We start from the raw sequence: 15,506 nt of genomic DNA on the forward strand, positions 1-15,506 counted from the left end.
ATATATGCACCGTCGTGGATAGCCGTTCGACGGGACGACTGGTGTGCGGACCGGTGTGACGGGTTTTTGCCGCGCCGGATCGAACCGCGCGTATGTCACAGCCGACGGCGCAGAACCGCCTCGACGAGGAGGCGAGCCCGTACCTCCGACAGCACGCCGACAACCCGGTCAACTGGCAGCCGTGGGGCGAGGAGGCGTTCGAGCGCGCCCGCGAACACGACGTGCCCGTGTTCGTCTCCATCGGCTACTCGTCGTGCCACTGGTGTCACGTGATGGCCGAAGAGAGCTTCGAGGACGAGTCCGTCGCGTCGATCCTCAACGAGCAGTTCGTTCCGATCAAGGTCGACCGCGAGGAGCGCCCGGACGTCGACAGCACGTTCATGACGGTCTCACAGCTCGTCACCGGCGGCGGCGGGTGGCCGCTCTCAGCGTGGTGTACCCCCGAGGGGAAGCCGTTCTACGTCGGGACGTACTTCCCGCCGGAGCCGCGCCGGAACCAACCCGGATTCCGCGACCTGTGCGAACGCATCGCGGAGTCCTGGCGCGATCCCGACCAGCGCGAGGAGATGCGCCACCGAGCGGAGCAGTGGGCGTCGAGCGCCCGCGACGAACTTGAGTCGGTTCCGGACGGTATCGGCGGCGACCCGCCCGGTTCGGAACTGCTTGAGGAGGCTGCCGCCGCCGCGGTCCGCGGCTACGACGAGGAGCACGGCGGGTTCGGAAGCGGCGGCGCGAAGTTCCCGATGCCGGGTCGAATAGACCTGCTCTTCCGCGCGTACGCTGAGAGCGGACGCGACAGCGCGCTCGCGGCCGCGACCGGCACGCTCGACGGGATGGCGTCGGGCGGGGTGTACGACCAGATCGGCGGTGGATTCCACCGCTACGCGGTCGACCGGCAGTGGACGGTCCCGCACTTCGAGAAGATGCTGTACGACAACGCCGAGTTACCCATGGTCTACCTCGACGGGTATCGGCTCACCGGGAACCCGGCGTACGCCCGGGTGGCAAGCGAGACGCTCGGGTTCGTCGATCGCGAGCTTCGGCACGCGGACGGTGGGTTCTTCAGCACGCTCGACGCCCGGAGCCGGCCGCCGACGGCGCGCACCGGCGGGGGTTCAACGGGCGGCGACGACGGAGACGGCGGAGACGTGGAGGGCGCGTTCTACGTCTGGACGCCGAGCGAGGTCGACGCGGTGTTAGACGAGCCCGCAGCGTCGCTCGCTAAACAGCGGTTCGGAATCCGGCCGGGCGGGAACTTCGAACGCGGCACGACCGTCCCGACGATCGCGGCCTCGATCGAGGAAATCGCCGAGGAACGCGATCGGTCGCCCGAGGCGGTCCGCGAAATGCTGACCGACGCGCGCGTCGCCCTCTTCGATGCGCGGGAGTCGCGGCCGCGTCCCGCCCGCGACGAGAAGGTTCTCGCCTCGTGGAACGGGCGAGCGATCTCGGCATTCGCGAGTGCGGGTCGCACCCTCGGCGAGCCGTACGCCGACATTGCACGGGACGCGCTCGACGTCTGTCGAGATCGGCTCTACGACGCGGACACGGGCGAACTCGCCCGGCGCTGGCTCGACGGCGACGTGCGGGGTCCGGGGTACCTCGACGACTACGCGTTCCTCGCGCGCGGCGCGCTCGACGTGTACGGGGCCACCGGCGATCCGGAGCCGCTCGGGTTCGCGTTAGATCTGGCCGACGCTATCGTCGCAGACTTCTACGACGCCGACGACGGGACGGTCTACTTCACGCGGGATCCGGAGTCGGACGCGGACGACGAGGGTGTAGACGGGGAGCCCGACGACGGTCCCGGCTCGCTTTTCGCGCGGCCGCAGGAGTTCACCGACCGGTCGACGCCGTCGAGCCTCGGCGTCGCGGCGGAGACGCTCGCGATGCTCGACGGGTTCCGAACCGACCGTCGGTTCGCGGAGATAGCGGAGTCCGTCGTGACGACGCACGCCGACCGGATCCGCGCGAGTCCGCTGGAGCACGTCTCGCTCGTTCGCGCCGCGGAACGAGTCAGAACAGGCGGGATCGAGGTGACGATCGCGGCCGAGACGGTGCCCGACGAGTGGAACGAAACGCTCGGCGAGCGGTACCTCCCGGGAGCGCTCGTCGCGCCGCGGCCGCCGACCGGGGACGGCCTCGACGAGTGGCTCGACCGGCTCGGACTGGAGTCGGCTCCGCCGATCTGGGCGGACCGCGACAGCGATGGCGGCGAGCCGACCGCGTACGTCTGTGAGGAGAGAGCCTGTTCGCCGGCGGAGACCGACCTCGACGCGGCGTTGGCGTGGCTCTCGTCGCGGGGTCGGGAGGAGGTCTAGAGCGCCCGGCTGATGTAATAGCGTCGACGATCGCGTCCGCGGGTGCTGGGTTCGTGGAGGCCGACGACGCGGCTCTGCGCGTCGAGTCGGACAGGGACATCGACGGCGACTGGAGCCGACTCCAGCAGGCGTTCGAGACCTTCTTTCCAAACGCGGTCAAACGCGGCGGGAGCGACGAGGGCGGCGCAGGGGTCGAGATACGCGGGCTGGAACCGAGCGGCAAGTAGCGGACTGGCCGTCAGTCGTGTCGGAAACAGCGCGATCCGGTGAACGCCATCGCCATGTCGTGGTCGTCGGCGGCGGCGATCACGTCCTCGTCGTTGACGGAGCCGCCAGGCTGGATCACGGCCTCGATACCGGCGTCCGCGGCCTCTTCGATGGCGTCCGGGAACGGGAAGAAGGCGTCCGAGGCCATGACCGCTCCCTCGGCCGACTTGCCGTCGGCGTCTTTCTCGGCTTTCATCGCCGCGAGCGTCACCGCGTCGACGCGTGACACCTGTCCCATGCCGACGCCGACGGTCTCGGTGCCGGTCGCGAACAGGATACCGTTCGATTTCACATGTTTGAGCGTCTTCCACGCGAAGGTCATCGTCTCCAACTGCTCGTCCGTCGGCTCGCGCTCGGTGACGACCTCCAGATCGTCGGCGGCCGGCGACTGGCGGTCGCGTGCCTGCACGAGCCGTCCACCTACGATCGGCTTCTCCGTGAACCGCTCGGTGAAGCGCTCGTCGCCCTCGCCGAGCGGCCCCACGTCGAGCACTCGGAGGTTCTTTTTATCCGTGAGCACGTCGAGCGCGCTCTCGGTGTAGCCGGGAGCGACGACGACCTCCTTGAACGAGTCCGCGACGGCGGTGGCGGTGTCGGCGTCGCACTCGCGGTTCAAGGCGACGATGCCGCCGAACGCCGATTTGGCGTCTGTTCGGAGCGCGCGGTCGTACGCGTCTGCGAGCGTGTCGCCCGTCGCGCAGCCCGCGGGGTTGGTGTGTTTGATCACGGCGGCGGCGGGATCGTCGAACTCCTTTACGAGATCGAGGGCGGCGTCGGCGTCGTTGTAGTTGTTGTACCCCATCCCCTTCGCGCCGGGGTTCAGCTGTGAAGCCCCGACGACGCTCGCCTCCTCGCAGCCGTCGTCGGCGTACAGCGCGGCGTCCTGGTGGGGATTCTCGCCGTAGCGGAGTTCGGCGGCGCGCTCCTCGGAGACGAATCGGCGTTCGGGGAAGTCGCCGCCCGTGTCGCCGTCGACGGTCGCGTCGACCGCCTCTCCGTCCTCGCTCCGCTCGACGGTCACCCGTCCCTCCGCGAACCAGCGAACCGCCCGCGGGTACGCCGTGAACTCGGCCTCGTGGAGCACGCGCTCTTTCAGCGAATCGGCGTCGTCGTCGCCGTAGACGGGGACCGGCTCTTGGGTCACGATCGGCCCCGAGTCGACCGCTTCCGTGACGACGTGGACGGTGCAGCCCGTGGTCCGGACGCCGGCGTCGAGGACCTGCTCGTGAGCGTCGGTTCCGGGGAACGACGGGAGAAGCGAGGGGTGGACGTTCAGCGTCGTCGGAACGGCGTCGAGGAACTGGTCGGTCAGGACGCGCATGTACCCGTCGAGGCAGACGAGGTCGATGTCGTATCCCGAGAGCCGGTCGACGATCCGGCGCTCGTGGGACTCACGGGACTCCCCGTCCTCCCGCTCGACGACCTCGGTGGGTATCCGGCGCTCCGTCGCGGCCTCGAGGACGGGTGCCTGCTCCCGGTTCGTCAGAACGACCGACAGCTCCGCGCCGCCCGGCGCGACATCGGCGATGTGTCTGAGGTTCCGTCCCCGGTTGCTCGCGAGTCCGGCGATCTTCATACACGAGAGGACCGACCGATCGGGTATATCGATTGCGGTCCGTCGCGGAGATAGATCCATGTTCACGGATAAGAATCGGGTATCGAACCGACTTGGGCGACGAACTTATCCACATCTGTGCGATTCGCACCTGTCCAAGTAGGTCGCCATCGACACGCTTTTGCTGGCTCCGAGGGCACTCGCGGACATGACCGACGACTCCGAACCGACGGACGACGACACCATCTCCGGGCTGTCTCGGTCCGACCCGCTCGCGGCGGTCTCGCCGCTCGACGGGCGGTACGCCTCCCGCACCGCGCCGCTGTCTCCGTACGCGAGCGAGGCCGCGCTCATGCGCGCTCGGACCCGCGTCGAAGTCGAGTACCTGATCGCCTTGGCCGACCTCGACGCGACGCCGATCGGACTCGACGAGGCCGCGCGCGAGTCGCTCCGAGAGATATACGACGCGTTCTCCGCGGAGGACGCGCGGCTGATCAAGGCGCTCGAAGTCGAGGGCACAGAGGGGTACGCCGCGACTAATCACGACGTGAAGGCGGTCGAGTACTTCCTGCGCGTCCGGATCGACGGACTGGCGGAGTCCGGGTCGGGAGACGACGACGCGACTGCGAGCGCCGGCCCGCCGATCGGCGACGCCGAGGCGCTGTATCCGTGGATACACTTCGGCCTCACGAGCGAGGACGTGAATAACCTCGCGCACCGACTGCTCCTCGCGTCGGCCGTGACCGAGGTGGTCGTCCCCGCGATCCGCGAGGTGCGCGACGCGCTCGCCGAACTCGCACGAGACCACCGCGACGCGTCCATGCTCGCGCGCACTCACGGCCAGCCCGCGACGCCGACCACCTTCGGCAAGGAGATGGCGGTGTACGCCGCCCGGCTCGGCCGCGCTCTCGGCCGCGTCGTCGTCGCGAACGGGGACCTCTCGGGGAAGCTCGCCGGCGCGTCCGGAACCTACGCCGCCCACGCGGCCGCGTATCCCGAGGTCGACTGGCAGGCGTTCGCCGAGTCGTTCGTCCGCGACCTGGGTCTGGAACACACCCCGCTCGCGACACAGGTGAACCCCTGTGACGACCTCGCCGCGCTTTTCGACGCGCTCCGGGGAGTCAACAACGTCCTCCTCGATTTGGATCTTGACGCGTGGCTGTACGTCTCGGACCGCTACCTCGGTCAGCGGACGGTCGAGGGAGAGACCGGCTCGTCGACGATGCCGCACAAGGTCAATCCGATCGACTTCGAGAACAGCGAGGGGAACCTCTCGAAGGCGAACGCCGACCTCACCTTCCTCGCCGACTACGTCACCGGCTCGCGGCTCCAGCGCGACCTATCTGACTCGACGGTCAAACGCAACGTCGGCGCGGCGCTCGCACACTGCCTCATCGGCTACTCGAAGGCGGGAGACGGGCTCTCGAAAGTCGTTCCGAACGAGGCGGTGATGCGCGAGGAACTCGACGCGACCCCGGAAGTGATCGGCGAGGCGGTCCAGACGATCCTCCGACGCGAGGGAGACACCGACGCCTACGAGCGCGTGAAGGAACTCACCCGCGGGCGGTCGGTGACGCTCGACGACTTCCGCGAGCTGTTCGACGACCTCGACGTCGACGACGACGTCCGCGAGGAGCTGAAGGCGCTGACGCCCGCGGGCTACACCGGTGTCGCCGGCGACCTCGTCGACGAGATCGACGAGTAGCGCGGGACGGGCGCGTGGCGGGGGATCAGCTCCGCGGGTCGAGCCCGACGGCCTCAGCCAGCATCGCGTGCGATTCCAGGGCCACGTCGGGATCGGGCACCGTGTGCTGGATCATCACCTCGTCGGCGTCGATCCGGTCGGCGAGCTGTGAGAGGACCGCCGCGATCGTCTCCGGACTCCCGGAGACCGACCGTGGCCACTCGTCCGCGTCGAGGGTCGCCGGCGTCGGGTCTGGCGTCCCGCCCAGTTCGTCGATCGCCTCCGCGACCGACGGCGTGCGGTCGCCGAGGTTTCCGCGTTGCATCCGGCGGTAGACGGCCTCGGCGGGAGCGCGTCGTCGCGCGGCCGCCTCGTCGGTGTCCGCCGCGACCGCGTTGATAGCGAGCATGGCGCGAGGCGAATCGAGGCTCGCGGGGAGCGTTCCGGGATCGAACGCCTCGCGGTAGGCGGCGACGGCGCGCTCGGCGAACCCCGGGCGGATGAACCCCGCGAAACAGTAGGGGAGCCCGAGCGTCCCCGCGATCTCACCGCTTGCCGGACTCGACCCGAGCACCCACGGAGCGGGCGGCTCCGCGCCGGAACGCGGAACCGAGAGGTCGGCGTAGGAGTGACCCTCCGGATACGCGTCGTAGAGGTGGTTCACGAGCGCCCGGATCCGCTCTTCGTGGTCCTCGTTCGGATTCTCGACCCGCCGTTCCGTGCCGAGCGCGCGGTCGGCCGCCGGCGAGCCGTTCGCCCGGCCCAGCCCGGCGTCGACGCGTCCCGGGGCGAGTCCGTCGAGCGTTCCGAACGTCTCGGCGACCTTGAACGGGCTGTAGTGGTTGAGAAGCACCGCGCCGCTTCCGATCCGGATCTCCTCGGTCGCGGCGGCGAGCCGCCCGAGCAACACCTCCGGGGTCGTGCCGGCGAGTCGCTCGGCGCGGCCGTGGTGCTCGGCAACCCAGAACCGCGAGTAACCGAGCTGTTCGGCCTGTTTCGCGGCCGCGACGGTGTTCTCGAAGGCGTCGGCGGCGGTACCGCCGGCGGGGATCGGCGAGAGGTCGACAGCGGAGAGGTCCATGGGCGCACTCGGCCGTCGGTGCGGGAAACGGTTGGGTTCCCGGCGGAGTCATACTCGATCGAAACGCGCGGGCTCCGACGCCCGACTGCCGGACGCACGGCTACGAAATCGGCGGGGGACGAAACGAGAAACGAGAGACCGTCGTCAGTTGTCGCCGGACTTCGACTGCCAGGCGTAGTCGCGCCGGGAGGCGGAGTCGCCGAAGCCGCACGACGAGCAGCGTTCCTTCTTGACGTGGTATGACTTCTCGCCGCAGCGGCGGCACTTCACGTGAACCGTCTTGTTCTTTTTCCCCTGAGAGGGCGTTCCGGAGCCGGTCATGCTTTGATGGTGACGACGTTATCGCCGCGTATAATCGTTGTGTCTTCGATCGCGACCGCGAACTCTCCGTCTAGGTCGTCGTCGACGCGGTCGTCCACGTCGGTCTCGGGCTCGATGACGACGTTCATGTGCTGGTCGTAACCGGCCAGGACGCCGTAGTACGTCGTGCCGTCTTTGAGGTGTACAGTCACCGGCTCCTCGAGCGACGCTTCGAGCACGTCGAGGGGTCGTCCACTCATTAGGTGTATCGCGGCTCGTGGCACTATTAAAAATACCGGGAGGACGACGGGACGGCGTCGAGAGAATCCGCGACAAAGACGCGGGCGCGGCCGAACCCGGGAGTTTTTAACGTGCCCGGGAGTACGCCGAAGTACCACACTCCCGCGGGACACGGTGAGTCACCGGCGACTCGGCCGTAGCGGGGCCTCAACGACGCACGGTCGGACGTAGCGCAGAACGGCTCCTTGCGGGGTTTCAGTGATCGACGCCATTCAGGCGCTCGATATAGACAAATCATGGAAATCGAAATTGCGACACTCGGCGGGTACGAAGAGGTCGGTCGACAGATGACGGCGGTTCGCGCGGGCGACGACATCGTCATCTTCGACATGGGCCTGAACCTCAGTAAGGTCCTCATCCACGACAACGTGGAGACCGAGAAGATGCACAGCCTCGATCTGATCGACATGGGCGCGATCCCGGACGACCGCGTCATGAGCGAGCTGGAGGGCGACGTGCAGGCGATCGTCCCCACGCACGGTCACCTCGACCACATCGCTGGCATCCCGAAGCTCGCACACCGGTACGACGCGCCCATCGTCGGCTCGCCGTACACGATCGAACTGGTCCGCCAGCAGATCGAAGACGAGGGGAAGTTCCAGGTCGACAACGACCTCGTGAAGATGCAGGCAGGCGGCACGATGGCGATCGGCGACTCCGAGCAGGTCGAAATGGAGTTCGTCAACGTGACCCACTCGATCATCGACGCGATCAACCCGGTCTTACACACGCCCGAGGGCGCTATCGTCTACGGGCTCGACAAGCGACTGGACCACACGCCCGTCATCGGCGACCCGATCGACATGGACCGGTTCCGCGAGATCGGCCGGCAGGACGAGGGCGTCCTCTGTTACATCGAAGACTGCACGAACGCGGGTCGGAAGGGCCGGACGCCGTCTGAGGCGTACGCCAAAAAGCACGTCGAGGACACGCTGACCTCGATGGAGGACTACTCCGGCGGCATCGTCGCCACGACGTTCTCCTCGCACATCGCCCGCGTGAAGACGCTCGTCGAGTACGCCCGCGAGATCGGCCGGCAGCCGATCCTGCTCGGCCGCTCGATGGAGAAGTACTCGGGGACGGCAGAGCGGCTCGACTTCGTCGACTTCCAAGATGACATCGGCATGTACGGCCACCGGAAGTCCGTCAACCGCGCGTTCAAGCGCATCATGAAGGAGGGGAAGGGGAACTTCCTCCCGATCGTGACGGGCCACCAGGGCGAGCCGCGCGCGATGTTGACCCGCATGGGCCGCGGCGAGACGCCGTACGAGATGGACGACGGCGACAAGATCGTCTTCAGCGCGAGCGTCATTCCGGAGCCGACCAACGAGGGACAGCGCTACCAGTCCGAACAGCTGCTTCGGATGCAGGGCGCGCGCATCTACGACGACATCCACGTCTCCGGCCACCTCCGCGAGGAGGGCCACTACGAGATGCTCGACGCGCTCCAGCCGCAGCACCTGATCCCCGGTCACCAGACGCTGAAGGGTCGCTCGCCGTACGTGGATCTGGCGACTTCGCAGGGGTACAAGCTCGGCCGTGACGTCCACGTCACGCAGAACGGCAGCGTCATCCAGCTCGTCGAATGACGAGTGAGACGAAGGAGGCGCGGGTGCTCGACGCCATCCGCGAGCGGCGCGACTTGGTCAACGCCGCTATCGACGAGGAGCTGCCGGTCGAAGAGCCGAAGCGCCTCTACGAAGCGACGCGGTACATCCTCGAAGCCGGTGGAAAGCGGCTCCGCCCCACGGTGGCGACGCTGGCCGCCGAGGCGGTTACCGGCGTCGAACCGCTGAGCACCGAGTTCCGCGAGTTCCCGGCGCTCGACGGTCGGCCGGTCGACGTGATGCGCGCGGCGGTCGCCATCGAGGTCATCCAGTCGTTCACGCTGATTCACGACGACATCATGGACGAGGACGCGCTCAGACGCGGCGTACCCGCCGTCCACGAGCAGTACGACACGTCGACGGCGATCCTCGCCGGGGACACGCTCTACTCGAAGGCGTTCGAGTTCATGACCGAGACTGGCGCGGATCCGGCGAACGGACTGGAGGCGATGCGGATGCTTGCGTCCACCTGCACCGAGATCTGCGAGGGGCAGGCACTCGACGTCGCCTTCGAGTCGCGCGATGACATCCTCCCGGAGGAGTACCTCGAAATGGTCGAGTTGAAGACCGCGGTCCTGTACGGCGCGTCGGCGGCGACGCCGGCCGTGCTGCTCGGAGCCGACGAGGAGGTCGCCGAGGCGCTGTACCAGTACGGGATCGACTCCGGCCGAGCGTTCCAGATCCAAGACGACGTGCTCGATCTGACGGTCCCCTCTGAGGATCTGGGCAAGCAGCGCGGCTCCGACCTCGTCGAGGGGAAGGAGACGCTCATCACGCTCCACGCCCGCCAACAGGGCGTCGACGTCGACGGGCTCGTCGAGGCTGACACGCCCGACGAAGTGACGGAGGCGGCGATAGACGACGCGGTGGCCGCGCTCGAAGACGCCGGGTCGATCGCCTACGCTCGCGAGACCGCCGAGGACCTCACGGCGCGCTCGAAAGAGCACCTCGACGTGCTCCCCGAGAGCGGGTCGCGCGAACTCCTCCGTGACCTCGCCGACTACCTGATCGTCCGCGGCTACTGAGCGGCCAGAGTCGAACGCGGACGGCCGCCACCCGACCGTCCCGACAGCGAAACGGACACGGCTTTATCCGCGGCGGCCGTCCGGTAGCGCGTGTCCGGATACCGAGACGTCGCGTTGTTCTTCCTGCTCGCGCTCCTGTGGGGCGGGTCGTTCGTCTCCATCGAGGTCGGCCTCGACTACTACCCGCCGATACTGTACGCCGCTTATCGGTTCGACGTAGCCGCGGTCGCGCTGCTCTCGTACGTTCTGTTCACCGAGTCGTCGCCGCTCCCGCGCACCCGCGGAGATCTGGCGGCGATCGGGTTCAGCGGCGGCCTCTCCGTCGCGGTCAACAACTCGCTTCTGTTCGTCGGCCAGCAGTACACCACGAGCGGGATCGCCGCTATCACTTACAGTCTGGTCCCGATCGCGACCGCCGCCGTCGCCGCGCTCTGGATCGGCGGCACGAACCTCGACGCGCGGGGCGCGGTGGGTGTCGTGTTTGCGTTCGTCGGCGTCGGGCTCGTCGCACAGCCGGATCCGGCGAACCTCGCCGGCGGCGTCACGATCGGGGTCGGGCTCATCTCCGTCGGCGTGCTCGCGGTGGCGGTGGGCAGCGTCGGCCTCCGCACGGTCGAGACGAGCTTCTCCAGTATCGCGCTCACCGGCTGGGCGATGGCGTTCGGCGCGCTGCTCATTCACGGATTCAGCCTTGGGTTCGGCGAACCACAGCGGCTTCCGGCCACGGAGCTGCCGGCGCTCGCGGCGCTCGGCTTCCTCGGCCTGCTGGCGTCGGCCGTGGCGTACACGATCTACTTCACGCTTCTCGGCCGGCTGGGTGCCTTCGAGATCAACCTCGTCTCGTACGTCGTCCCCGTGGTCGCCACGGTCACCGGCGCGCTGCTGCTCGAAGAGCCCGTCACGTCGCTCACGGTCGCCGGGTTCGCCGTCATCGTCGTCGGCTTCGGGCTGTTAAAGCGACACGCGATCGCGGCCGAGGTACCGAAGCTGCTGGCGCGCGTCGGCGGGCTGTTCTAGCCGTCTCTGTGCGCCCGCCGTCCACTAGCCGTCCAGCGCCTCGACGTCCTCGAGTATCTCGACCGCGTGTTCCTCGGGGTCGACGCCCTCGTACGCGAGCACGATGGTGCCGTCCGAATCGAGCACGTACGTGTTCCGGAACACGCCGTCGAAGGTGTTTCCGAACATGTTCTTTTCGCCGTAGGAGTCGTAGGCGCGTGCCACCTCGCCGTCGGGGTCAGAGAGGAGCGCGAACGGGAGGTCGTACTCGTCGGCGAACGGGGCCAGATCCGCGACCGGGTCGTCGCTGACGCCGACGACGGCGACGTCGGCGTTCGCGAAGGCGTCCCACTTGTCGCGGAAGCCGCAGGCCTCGGTCGTACAGCCCGGCGTGTCCGCGCGCGGGTAAAAGTAGACGACCGTGTAGCGCGCGTCGGCCGGGTCGACGGTGACGGTGTCGCCACGGTGGTCTGCGAGCGAGATCGGTGGGGCGGCGTCTCCGGGCTCGAGCATACGCCGTCTCTCATCCGAAACCGGTTAGCACGTTCGGTCCGGTTCCTTTTTACTCGCTACCGTCCTCGGGACGGTACCGATGGAGTGGCAACCGACGCCGTTTACCGCGCCGTTGCTGGTCGCGGCGCTCGCGTCCTTCGGGTTCGCCGGGTACGCTCTCAGAAACCGGCTGCGGGGAGGACGGCCACTCATCTCTAGTTTCGTCGGCGTCACCGTCGGTGCGGGTCTCTGGGCGCTGGCGTACGCCGCACAGCTCTCTGCGACGACGCTCGCCGAAACGCTGTTCTGGAACCGATTCGTGTGGATCGGCATCGCCGTCCTCGCCGTCGCGTGGCCGGCGTTCGTGCTCGCGTACGTCGACTGGCGGGAGTGGTTTCGACCGAGTCGCCTCGCGCTCCTCTGTGTCGTTCCGCTCGCCGTCGTCGTCGCGATCCTCGCGTTCGGTGCCGATCCGCTCTTTTACCGGTCGCCGGCGCTGTCCGATTCGAACGGCTACCTCGTGTTGACGTTCCTGCCGACGCCTGCGCTTATCGGCTTTATGGCGTACACGTACCTCGTGAACATTCTCACGTTCCTCGTGCTCGGTTCCGTCGCGCTCACCCGCGGCGGGGTGTTCCGCCGGCAGGCAGCGCTCCTCCTGGTCGCCGGTATCGCACCGATGGCCGCCGGAGTGCTCGGCGTTTGGGGGGCGTTCGGAACGGCGTTCGTCGATTACACTCCGATCACGTTCACCGGGACCTCTCTCGTGCTCGGCTGGGTCGTGTTCAGATACCGCCTCTTCGACCTCTCGCCCGTCGCCCGGGATGTCGTGTTCGCGAACCTCTCCGACGGCGTCGTCGTCGTCGGGCCGGACCGGCGGATCGCAGATATGAACGACCCCGCGCGGGCACTGTTCCCATCTGCGACCGTCGGGTGTCGCATCGACGACGCGTTCGAAGACGCGCCGGGCGTTGTCGAGGCGGTCGACGGCGGCGGAACGGACGCCGAGCGGTCGCGATCGGCGGAGACGGACCCGGAGATACGCGTGACGGTCGACCGCGGGGACGATCCGCGTATTCTCACCGTGACGCCGCACGACATCACCGCCGGCGAGGGAAGGCAGTCTGCCAGCGGCGGGACCGTCCTGTTGTTCCACGACGTTACGGCGCAGGAGACGCTCCGACGTCGGTACCGGGCGCTCATCGAGAAGTCACCGAATGTCATCGCCGTGTGCGGCACGGACGGGCTCGTTCGGTACGTGAGTCCCTCCGTCGAACGGTTGCTCGGGCACTCGCCCGCGGAGGTCGAAGGGCGGCCGGCGATCGACTTCGTTCACCCCGACGACCGCGAGACGTCTCAGCGCGCGTTGGAACGCGCTTTTCAGACCTGTGATCCCCAGACCGTCGACCACCGCCTCATCCACGTGAACGGAAACTGGCGGCGGTTCGAGACGACCGTGGAAGGGCTGTTCGAGGAGACGAGCGAGGTGGTGATCACGGCGACCGACGTGACGGAGAGCCGGCGATACGAACAGCGGTTACAGGTTCTCAACCGCGTTCTCAGACACGATCTCAAGAACGATGCGAACGTGATCGGCGGGTACGCCGGCCTCTTGCGCGATCACGTCGACGAAGGGGGATCGGAGTACCTCGACATCATCGACCGCAAGGTACAGACGCTGACGCACCTCAGCGATCAGGCCCGCGAGATTGACGTCGCGCTCCACAATGACGCCGGACGAGCGACGATCGACCTCTCGGAGCTGCTCTCGCGGCTCTGTGCCGCGCTCGAATCGGCGTTCCCCCGCGCGAACGTCAGCGTCTCGACCCCGGAGACGGCGGTCGTCCGGGCGGACGAACTGCTCGAATCCGCCGTGCGAAACGTGTTGGAGAACGCCGTCGTCCACAACGACCTGACGGAACCGGTCGTCGAGGCGAGCGTCGACGCCGTCGACGACGGCTATCGAATCGCGGTCGACGACGACGGTCCGGGGATCCCCTCGGTCGAGCAAACGGTCTTCTCGGAGGCCCGCGAGACACCGCTCGAACACGCGAGCGGACTCGGTCTCTGGCTCGTCCACTGGATCGTCTCGCAGTCCGGCGGCGAGCTGTCGATAGACACCCGTGAGCCGCGGGGATCGCGGGTGAGTATATGGCTTCCGGCGACCGACGCGGACCGAGAGGCGGACGCGGATCGAGAGGCGGACGCAGACCGAGAGGCGGACGCGGACCGAGAGGCGGACGCGGACCGAGAGGCGGACACGGATCGAGAGGCAGACGGCGATTCCGGCGGCGTCCCGGAGCGGTGACCCGGCCGGCCGCCGGCGCCAGCGCCTCTCTCCGCAACCTCTTTGCGGGCGGTCGTCGAACCGGAACCTATGAGTCACGGACCCCTTGACGACGGCGCGGTCGAGAGCTACCGGGAGGCCGGTGCGGTGTTGGTCGAAGCGATGAACGAGGCCCGAGAGATGGTCGAACCGGGGCGGACGCATCTCGAAGTCGCCGAGTGGACGGAGGACTTCGTCCGCGAGCAGGGGGCCGGTCTGGCGTTTCCCGTGAACATCAGCGTCGACCCGGAGGCGTCACACGCGACGCCGAGTCGGGATGACGATACGACGTTCGGCGAGGAGATGGTGTGTCTCGACATCGGCGTCCACGTCGACGGCTACATCGCCGACGCCGCCGTCACGGTCGACCACACCGACACCCCGGAGCTCGTGGAGGCCGCCGAGATGGCGCTCGAAGCCGCCGTCGACGAGGCCGGTCCGGGCGTGGAGGTCGGGGTCGTGGGACAGGCGATAGAGGACGTGATACGCGGGTACGGCTACACGCCCGTGTTGAACCTCTCCGGGCACGGCGTCGAGCGGTACGACGCGCACACGGGTCCGACGGTGCCGAACCGCGGCGTCGACCGCTCCGTCGAACTGGAACCCGGGCAGGCCGTCGCCATCGAGCCGTTCGCGACGGACGGGCGCGGCAAGGTCGGCGAGGGGACGGACGAGGAGATCTTCGAGCAGACGGGGTCGGCCAGCGTGCGCGACCGCCGCGCGCGGCAGGCCTTGGAGGAGATCGAAGCGTTCGACGACCTCCCCTTCGCCGCGCGGTGGCTGGAGGGCGACCGCGTCGGGATGGCGCTCCGGCGGCTCAAGCAGGCGAACGCGATCAAGGGGTATCCCGTGTTGAAGGAGGCGGACGACGCCGTCGTCAGTCAGGCCGAACACACGCTTCTCGTCACCGACGACGGCGTCGAGGTGACGACCGCCGGCATCCACGACTTCGATTAATGGACCGGATCTACGCGCCGTGGCGGATCGAGTGGGTCGAGCGCGAGTCCGACCCGATCGACGGCTGCCCGTTCTGTGTGCTCCCCGAACGCGAGTCCGACCGCGAGGCGCGGATCGTCGCGTACAGCGACCGCAACTACGTCCTGTTGAACAACGCGCCGTACAACCCCGGCCACGCGATGGTGATCCCCCGCGAGCACGAAGAGCACGTCACCGACCTCGACGACGCGACGCTCGCGGACCACGCGAGACTGGAGGCCGCGACGATCGAGGCGATGCGCCGCGACATCGACCCGGACGGCGTCAACACCGGACGGAACCTCGGCGGGTCGGCGGCCGGCGGCTCGGTCGATCACCTCCACACGCACGTCGTGCCGCGGTGGGACGGCGACACGAATTTCATGCCCGTCACCGCGGACACGAAGGTGTTAGTCGAGGCGATCGACCGGACGTACGAACACCTCCACGCGGGGTTCGCCGCGGACGGTCGCGTGACCGATCCCGGCGACGCAGACGGCGGCGAGGCCGTCAGGCTGTCGTTCGACGACTGAGAGTCGAGAGACGGAACGGCGGCTGAGTCGAGAGGGCGACCGTC

The 15,506-nt window shown here is 68.2% G+C and carries 14 protein-coding genes; 9 read left to right on the forward strand and 5 right to left on the reverse strand.

Annotated features, from left to right (window positions below; all coding sequences use genetic code 11):
- Positions 1-92: 92 nt before the first annotated feature.
- The gene (locus EP28_RS05995; protein WP_049983097.1) at positions 93-2,321 is read left to right on the forward strand and encodes a thioredoxin domain-containing protein; all 2,229 of its coding nucleotides are present in this window, start codon (positions 93-95) and stop codon (positions 2,319-2,321) included.
- Between the two features lie 53 nt (positions 2,322-2,374).
- On the forward strand, positions 2,375-2,548 hold the full coding sequence (locus EP28_RS14095; protein WP_155118438.1) for a hypothetical protein: 174 nt from the start codon (positions 2,375-2,377) through the stop codon (positions 2,546-2,548).
- An 11-nt stretch (positions 2,549-2,559) separates the two neighbouring features.
- On the opposite strand, the gene purN is transcribed toward EP28_RS14095, so the two are convergent.
- Entirely contained in the window at positions 2,560-4,164 is a 1,605-nt protein-coding gene (gene purN, locus EP28_RS06000; protein WP_049983098.1) for a phosphoribosylglycinamide formyltransferase, read from the reverse strand.
- 187 nt (positions 4,165-4,351) lie between these two features.
- Here purN and purB point away from each other — a divergent pair, with 187 nt between their 5' ends.
- On the forward strand, positions 4,352-5,848 hold the full coding sequence (purB, locus tag EP28_RS06005) for an adenylosuccinate lyase (RefSeq protein ID WP_049983099.1): 1,497 nt from the start codon (positions 4,352-4,354) through the stop codon (positions 5,846-5,848).
- Positions 5,849-5,873: 25 nt separating this feature from the next.
- Here the strand turns inward: purB and EP28_RS06010 are convergent, their stop codons facing one another.
- The 3 genes from EP28_RS06010 to EP28_RS06020 form a co-directional block, all read right to left on the reverse strand.
- On the reverse strand, positions 5,874-6,908 hold the full coding sequence (locus EP28_RS06010) for an MsnO8 family LLM class oxidoreductase (protein WP_049983100.1): 1,035 nt from the start codon (positions 6,906-6,908) through the stop codon (positions 5,874-5,876).
- A gap of 144 nt (positions 6,909-7,052) precedes the next feature.
- Positions 7,053-7,229, reverse strand: coding sequence for a 50S ribosomal protein L37e (locus tag EP28_RS06015; RefSeq protein WP_049983101.1), 177 nt, complete (start codon positions 7,227-7,229; stop codon positions 7,053-7,055).
- Entirely contained in the window at positions 7,226-7,468 is a 243-nt protein-coding gene (locus EP28_RS06020) for an LSM domain-containing protein (protein WP_049983102.1), read from the reverse strand. The genes EP28_RS06015 and EP28_RS06020 overlap by 4 nt, the downstream gene beginning before the upstream one ends.
- 276 nt (positions 7,469-7,744) lie before the next feature.
- Between EP28_RS06020 and EP28_RS06025 the strand changes: the two genes are divergently transcribed.
- The 3 genes from EP28_RS06025 (at position 7,745) to EP28_RS06035 (ending at position 11,157) form a co-directional block, all read left to right on the forward strand.
- The gene (locus EP28_RS06025; protein ID WP_049983103.1) at positions 7,745-9,097 is read left to right on the forward strand and encodes a ribonuclease J; all 1,353 of its coding nucleotides are present in this window, start codon (positions 7,745-7,747) and stop codon (positions 9,095-9,097) included.
- Positions 9,094-10,140, forward strand: a complete 1,047-nt coding sequence (gene idsA3, locus EP28_RS06030) for a geranylfarnesyl diphosphate synthase (RefSeq protein ID WP_049983104.1) — start codon at positions 9,094-9,096, stop codon at positions 10,138-10,140. Before EP28_RS06025 ends, idsA3 begins: the two co-directional genes overlap by 4 nt.
- Positions 10,141-10,230: 90 nt before the next feature.
- Positions 10,231-11,157, forward strand: coding sequence for a DMT family transporter (locus EP28_RS06035; protein ID WP_049983105.1), 927 nt, complete (start codon positions 10,231-10,233; stop codon positions 11,155-11,157).
- Between the two features lie 24 nt (positions 11,158-11,181).
- Here the strand turns inward: EP28_RS06035 and EP28_RS06040 are convergent, their stop codons facing one another.
- Positions 11,182-11,649 carry a peroxiredoxin gene (locus tag EP28_RS06040; protein WP_049983106.1) on the reverse strand — a complete coding sequence of 156 codons (468 nt, stop codon included), beginning with the start codon at positions 11,647-11,649 and terminating at the stop codon, positions 11,182-11,184.
- Positions 11,650-11,728: 79 nt separating this feature from the next.
- On the opposite strand from EP28_RS06040, the gene EP28_RS06045 reads away from it, so the two are divergent.
- From EP28_RS06045 to EP28_RS06055, 3 genes are all read left to right on the forward strand, one after another.
- Positions 11,729-13,936, forward strand: a complete 2,208-nt coding sequence (locus tag EP28_RS06045; RefSeq protein WP_049983107.1) for a histidine kinase N-terminal 7TM domain-containing protein — start codon at positions 11,729-11,731, stop codon at positions 13,934-13,936.
- 69 nt (positions 13,937-14,005) lie between these two features.
- Entirely contained in the window at positions 14,006-14,911 is a 906-nt protein-coding gene (gene map / locus EP28_RS06050) for a type II methionyl aminopeptidase (protein WP_049983108.1), read from the forward strand.
- Positions 14,911-15,462: an HIT family protein gene (locus tag EP28_RS06055; RefSeq protein WP_049983109.1), complete on the forward strand. Its 552-nt coding sequence runs from the start codon at positions 14,911-14,913 to the stop codon at positions 15,460-15,462. The genes map and EP28_RS06055 overlap by 1 nt, the downstream gene beginning before the upstream one ends.
- The last annotated feature ends 44 nt before the right edge of the window (positions 15,463-15,506 follow it).

Source organism: Halorubrum sp. BV1, from assembly GCF_000746205.1.
GTDB lineage: Archaea > Halobacteriota > Halobacteria > Halobacteriales > Haloferacaceae > Halorubrum.

Excerpts from the sequence above, each read along its gene's own strand:
- EP28_RS05995 (WP_049983097.1), top strand. The coding sequence starts at position 93 with ATGTCACAGCCGACGGCGCAGAACCGCCTCGACGAGGAGGCGAGCCCG.
- purN (WP_049983098.1), bottom strand. The coding sequence starts at position 4,164 with ATGAAGATCGCCGGACTCGCGAGCAACCGGGGACGGAACCTCAGACAC.
- purB (WP_049983099.1), top strand. The coding sequence starts at position 4,352 with ATGACCGACGACTCCGAACCGACGGACGACGACACCATCTCCGGGCTG.
- EP28_RS06010 (WP_049983100.1), bottom strand. The coding sequence starts at position 6,908 with ATGGACCTCTCCGCTGTCGACCTCTCGCCGATCCCCGCCGGCGGTACC.
- EP28_RS06015 (WP_049983101.1), bottom strand. The coding sequence starts at position 7,229 with ATGACCGGCTCCGGAACGCCCTCTCAGGGGAAAAAGAACAAGACGGTT.
- EP28_RS06020 (WP_049983102.1), bottom strand. The coding sequence starts at position 7,468 with ATGAGTGGACGACCCCTCGACGTGCTCGAAGCGTCGCTCGAGGAGCCG.
- EP28_RS06025 (WP_049983103.1), top strand. The coding sequence starts at position 7,745 with ATGGAAATCGAAATTGCGACACTCGGCGGGTACGAAGAGGTCGGTCGA.
- idsA3 (WP_049983104.1), top strand. The coding sequence starts at position 9,094 with ATGACGAGTGAGACGAAGGAGGCGCGGGTGCTCGACGCCATCCGCGAG.
- EP28_RS06040 (WP_049983106.1), bottom strand. The coding sequence starts at position 11,649 with ATGCTCGAGCCCGGAGACGCCGCCCCACCGATCTCGCTCGCAGACCAC.
- EP28_RS06045 (WP_049983107.1), top strand. The coding sequence starts at position 11,729 with ATGGAGTGGCAACCGACGCCGTTTACCGCGCCGTTGCTGGTCGCGGCG.
- map (WP_049983108.1), top strand. The coding sequence starts at position 14,006 with ATGAGTCACGGACCCCTTGACGACGGCGCGGTCGAGAGCTACCGGGAG.
- EP28_RS06055 (WP_049983109.1), top strand. The coding sequence starts at position 14,911 with ATGGACCGGATCTACGCGCCGTGGCGGATCGAGTGGGTCGAGCGCGAG.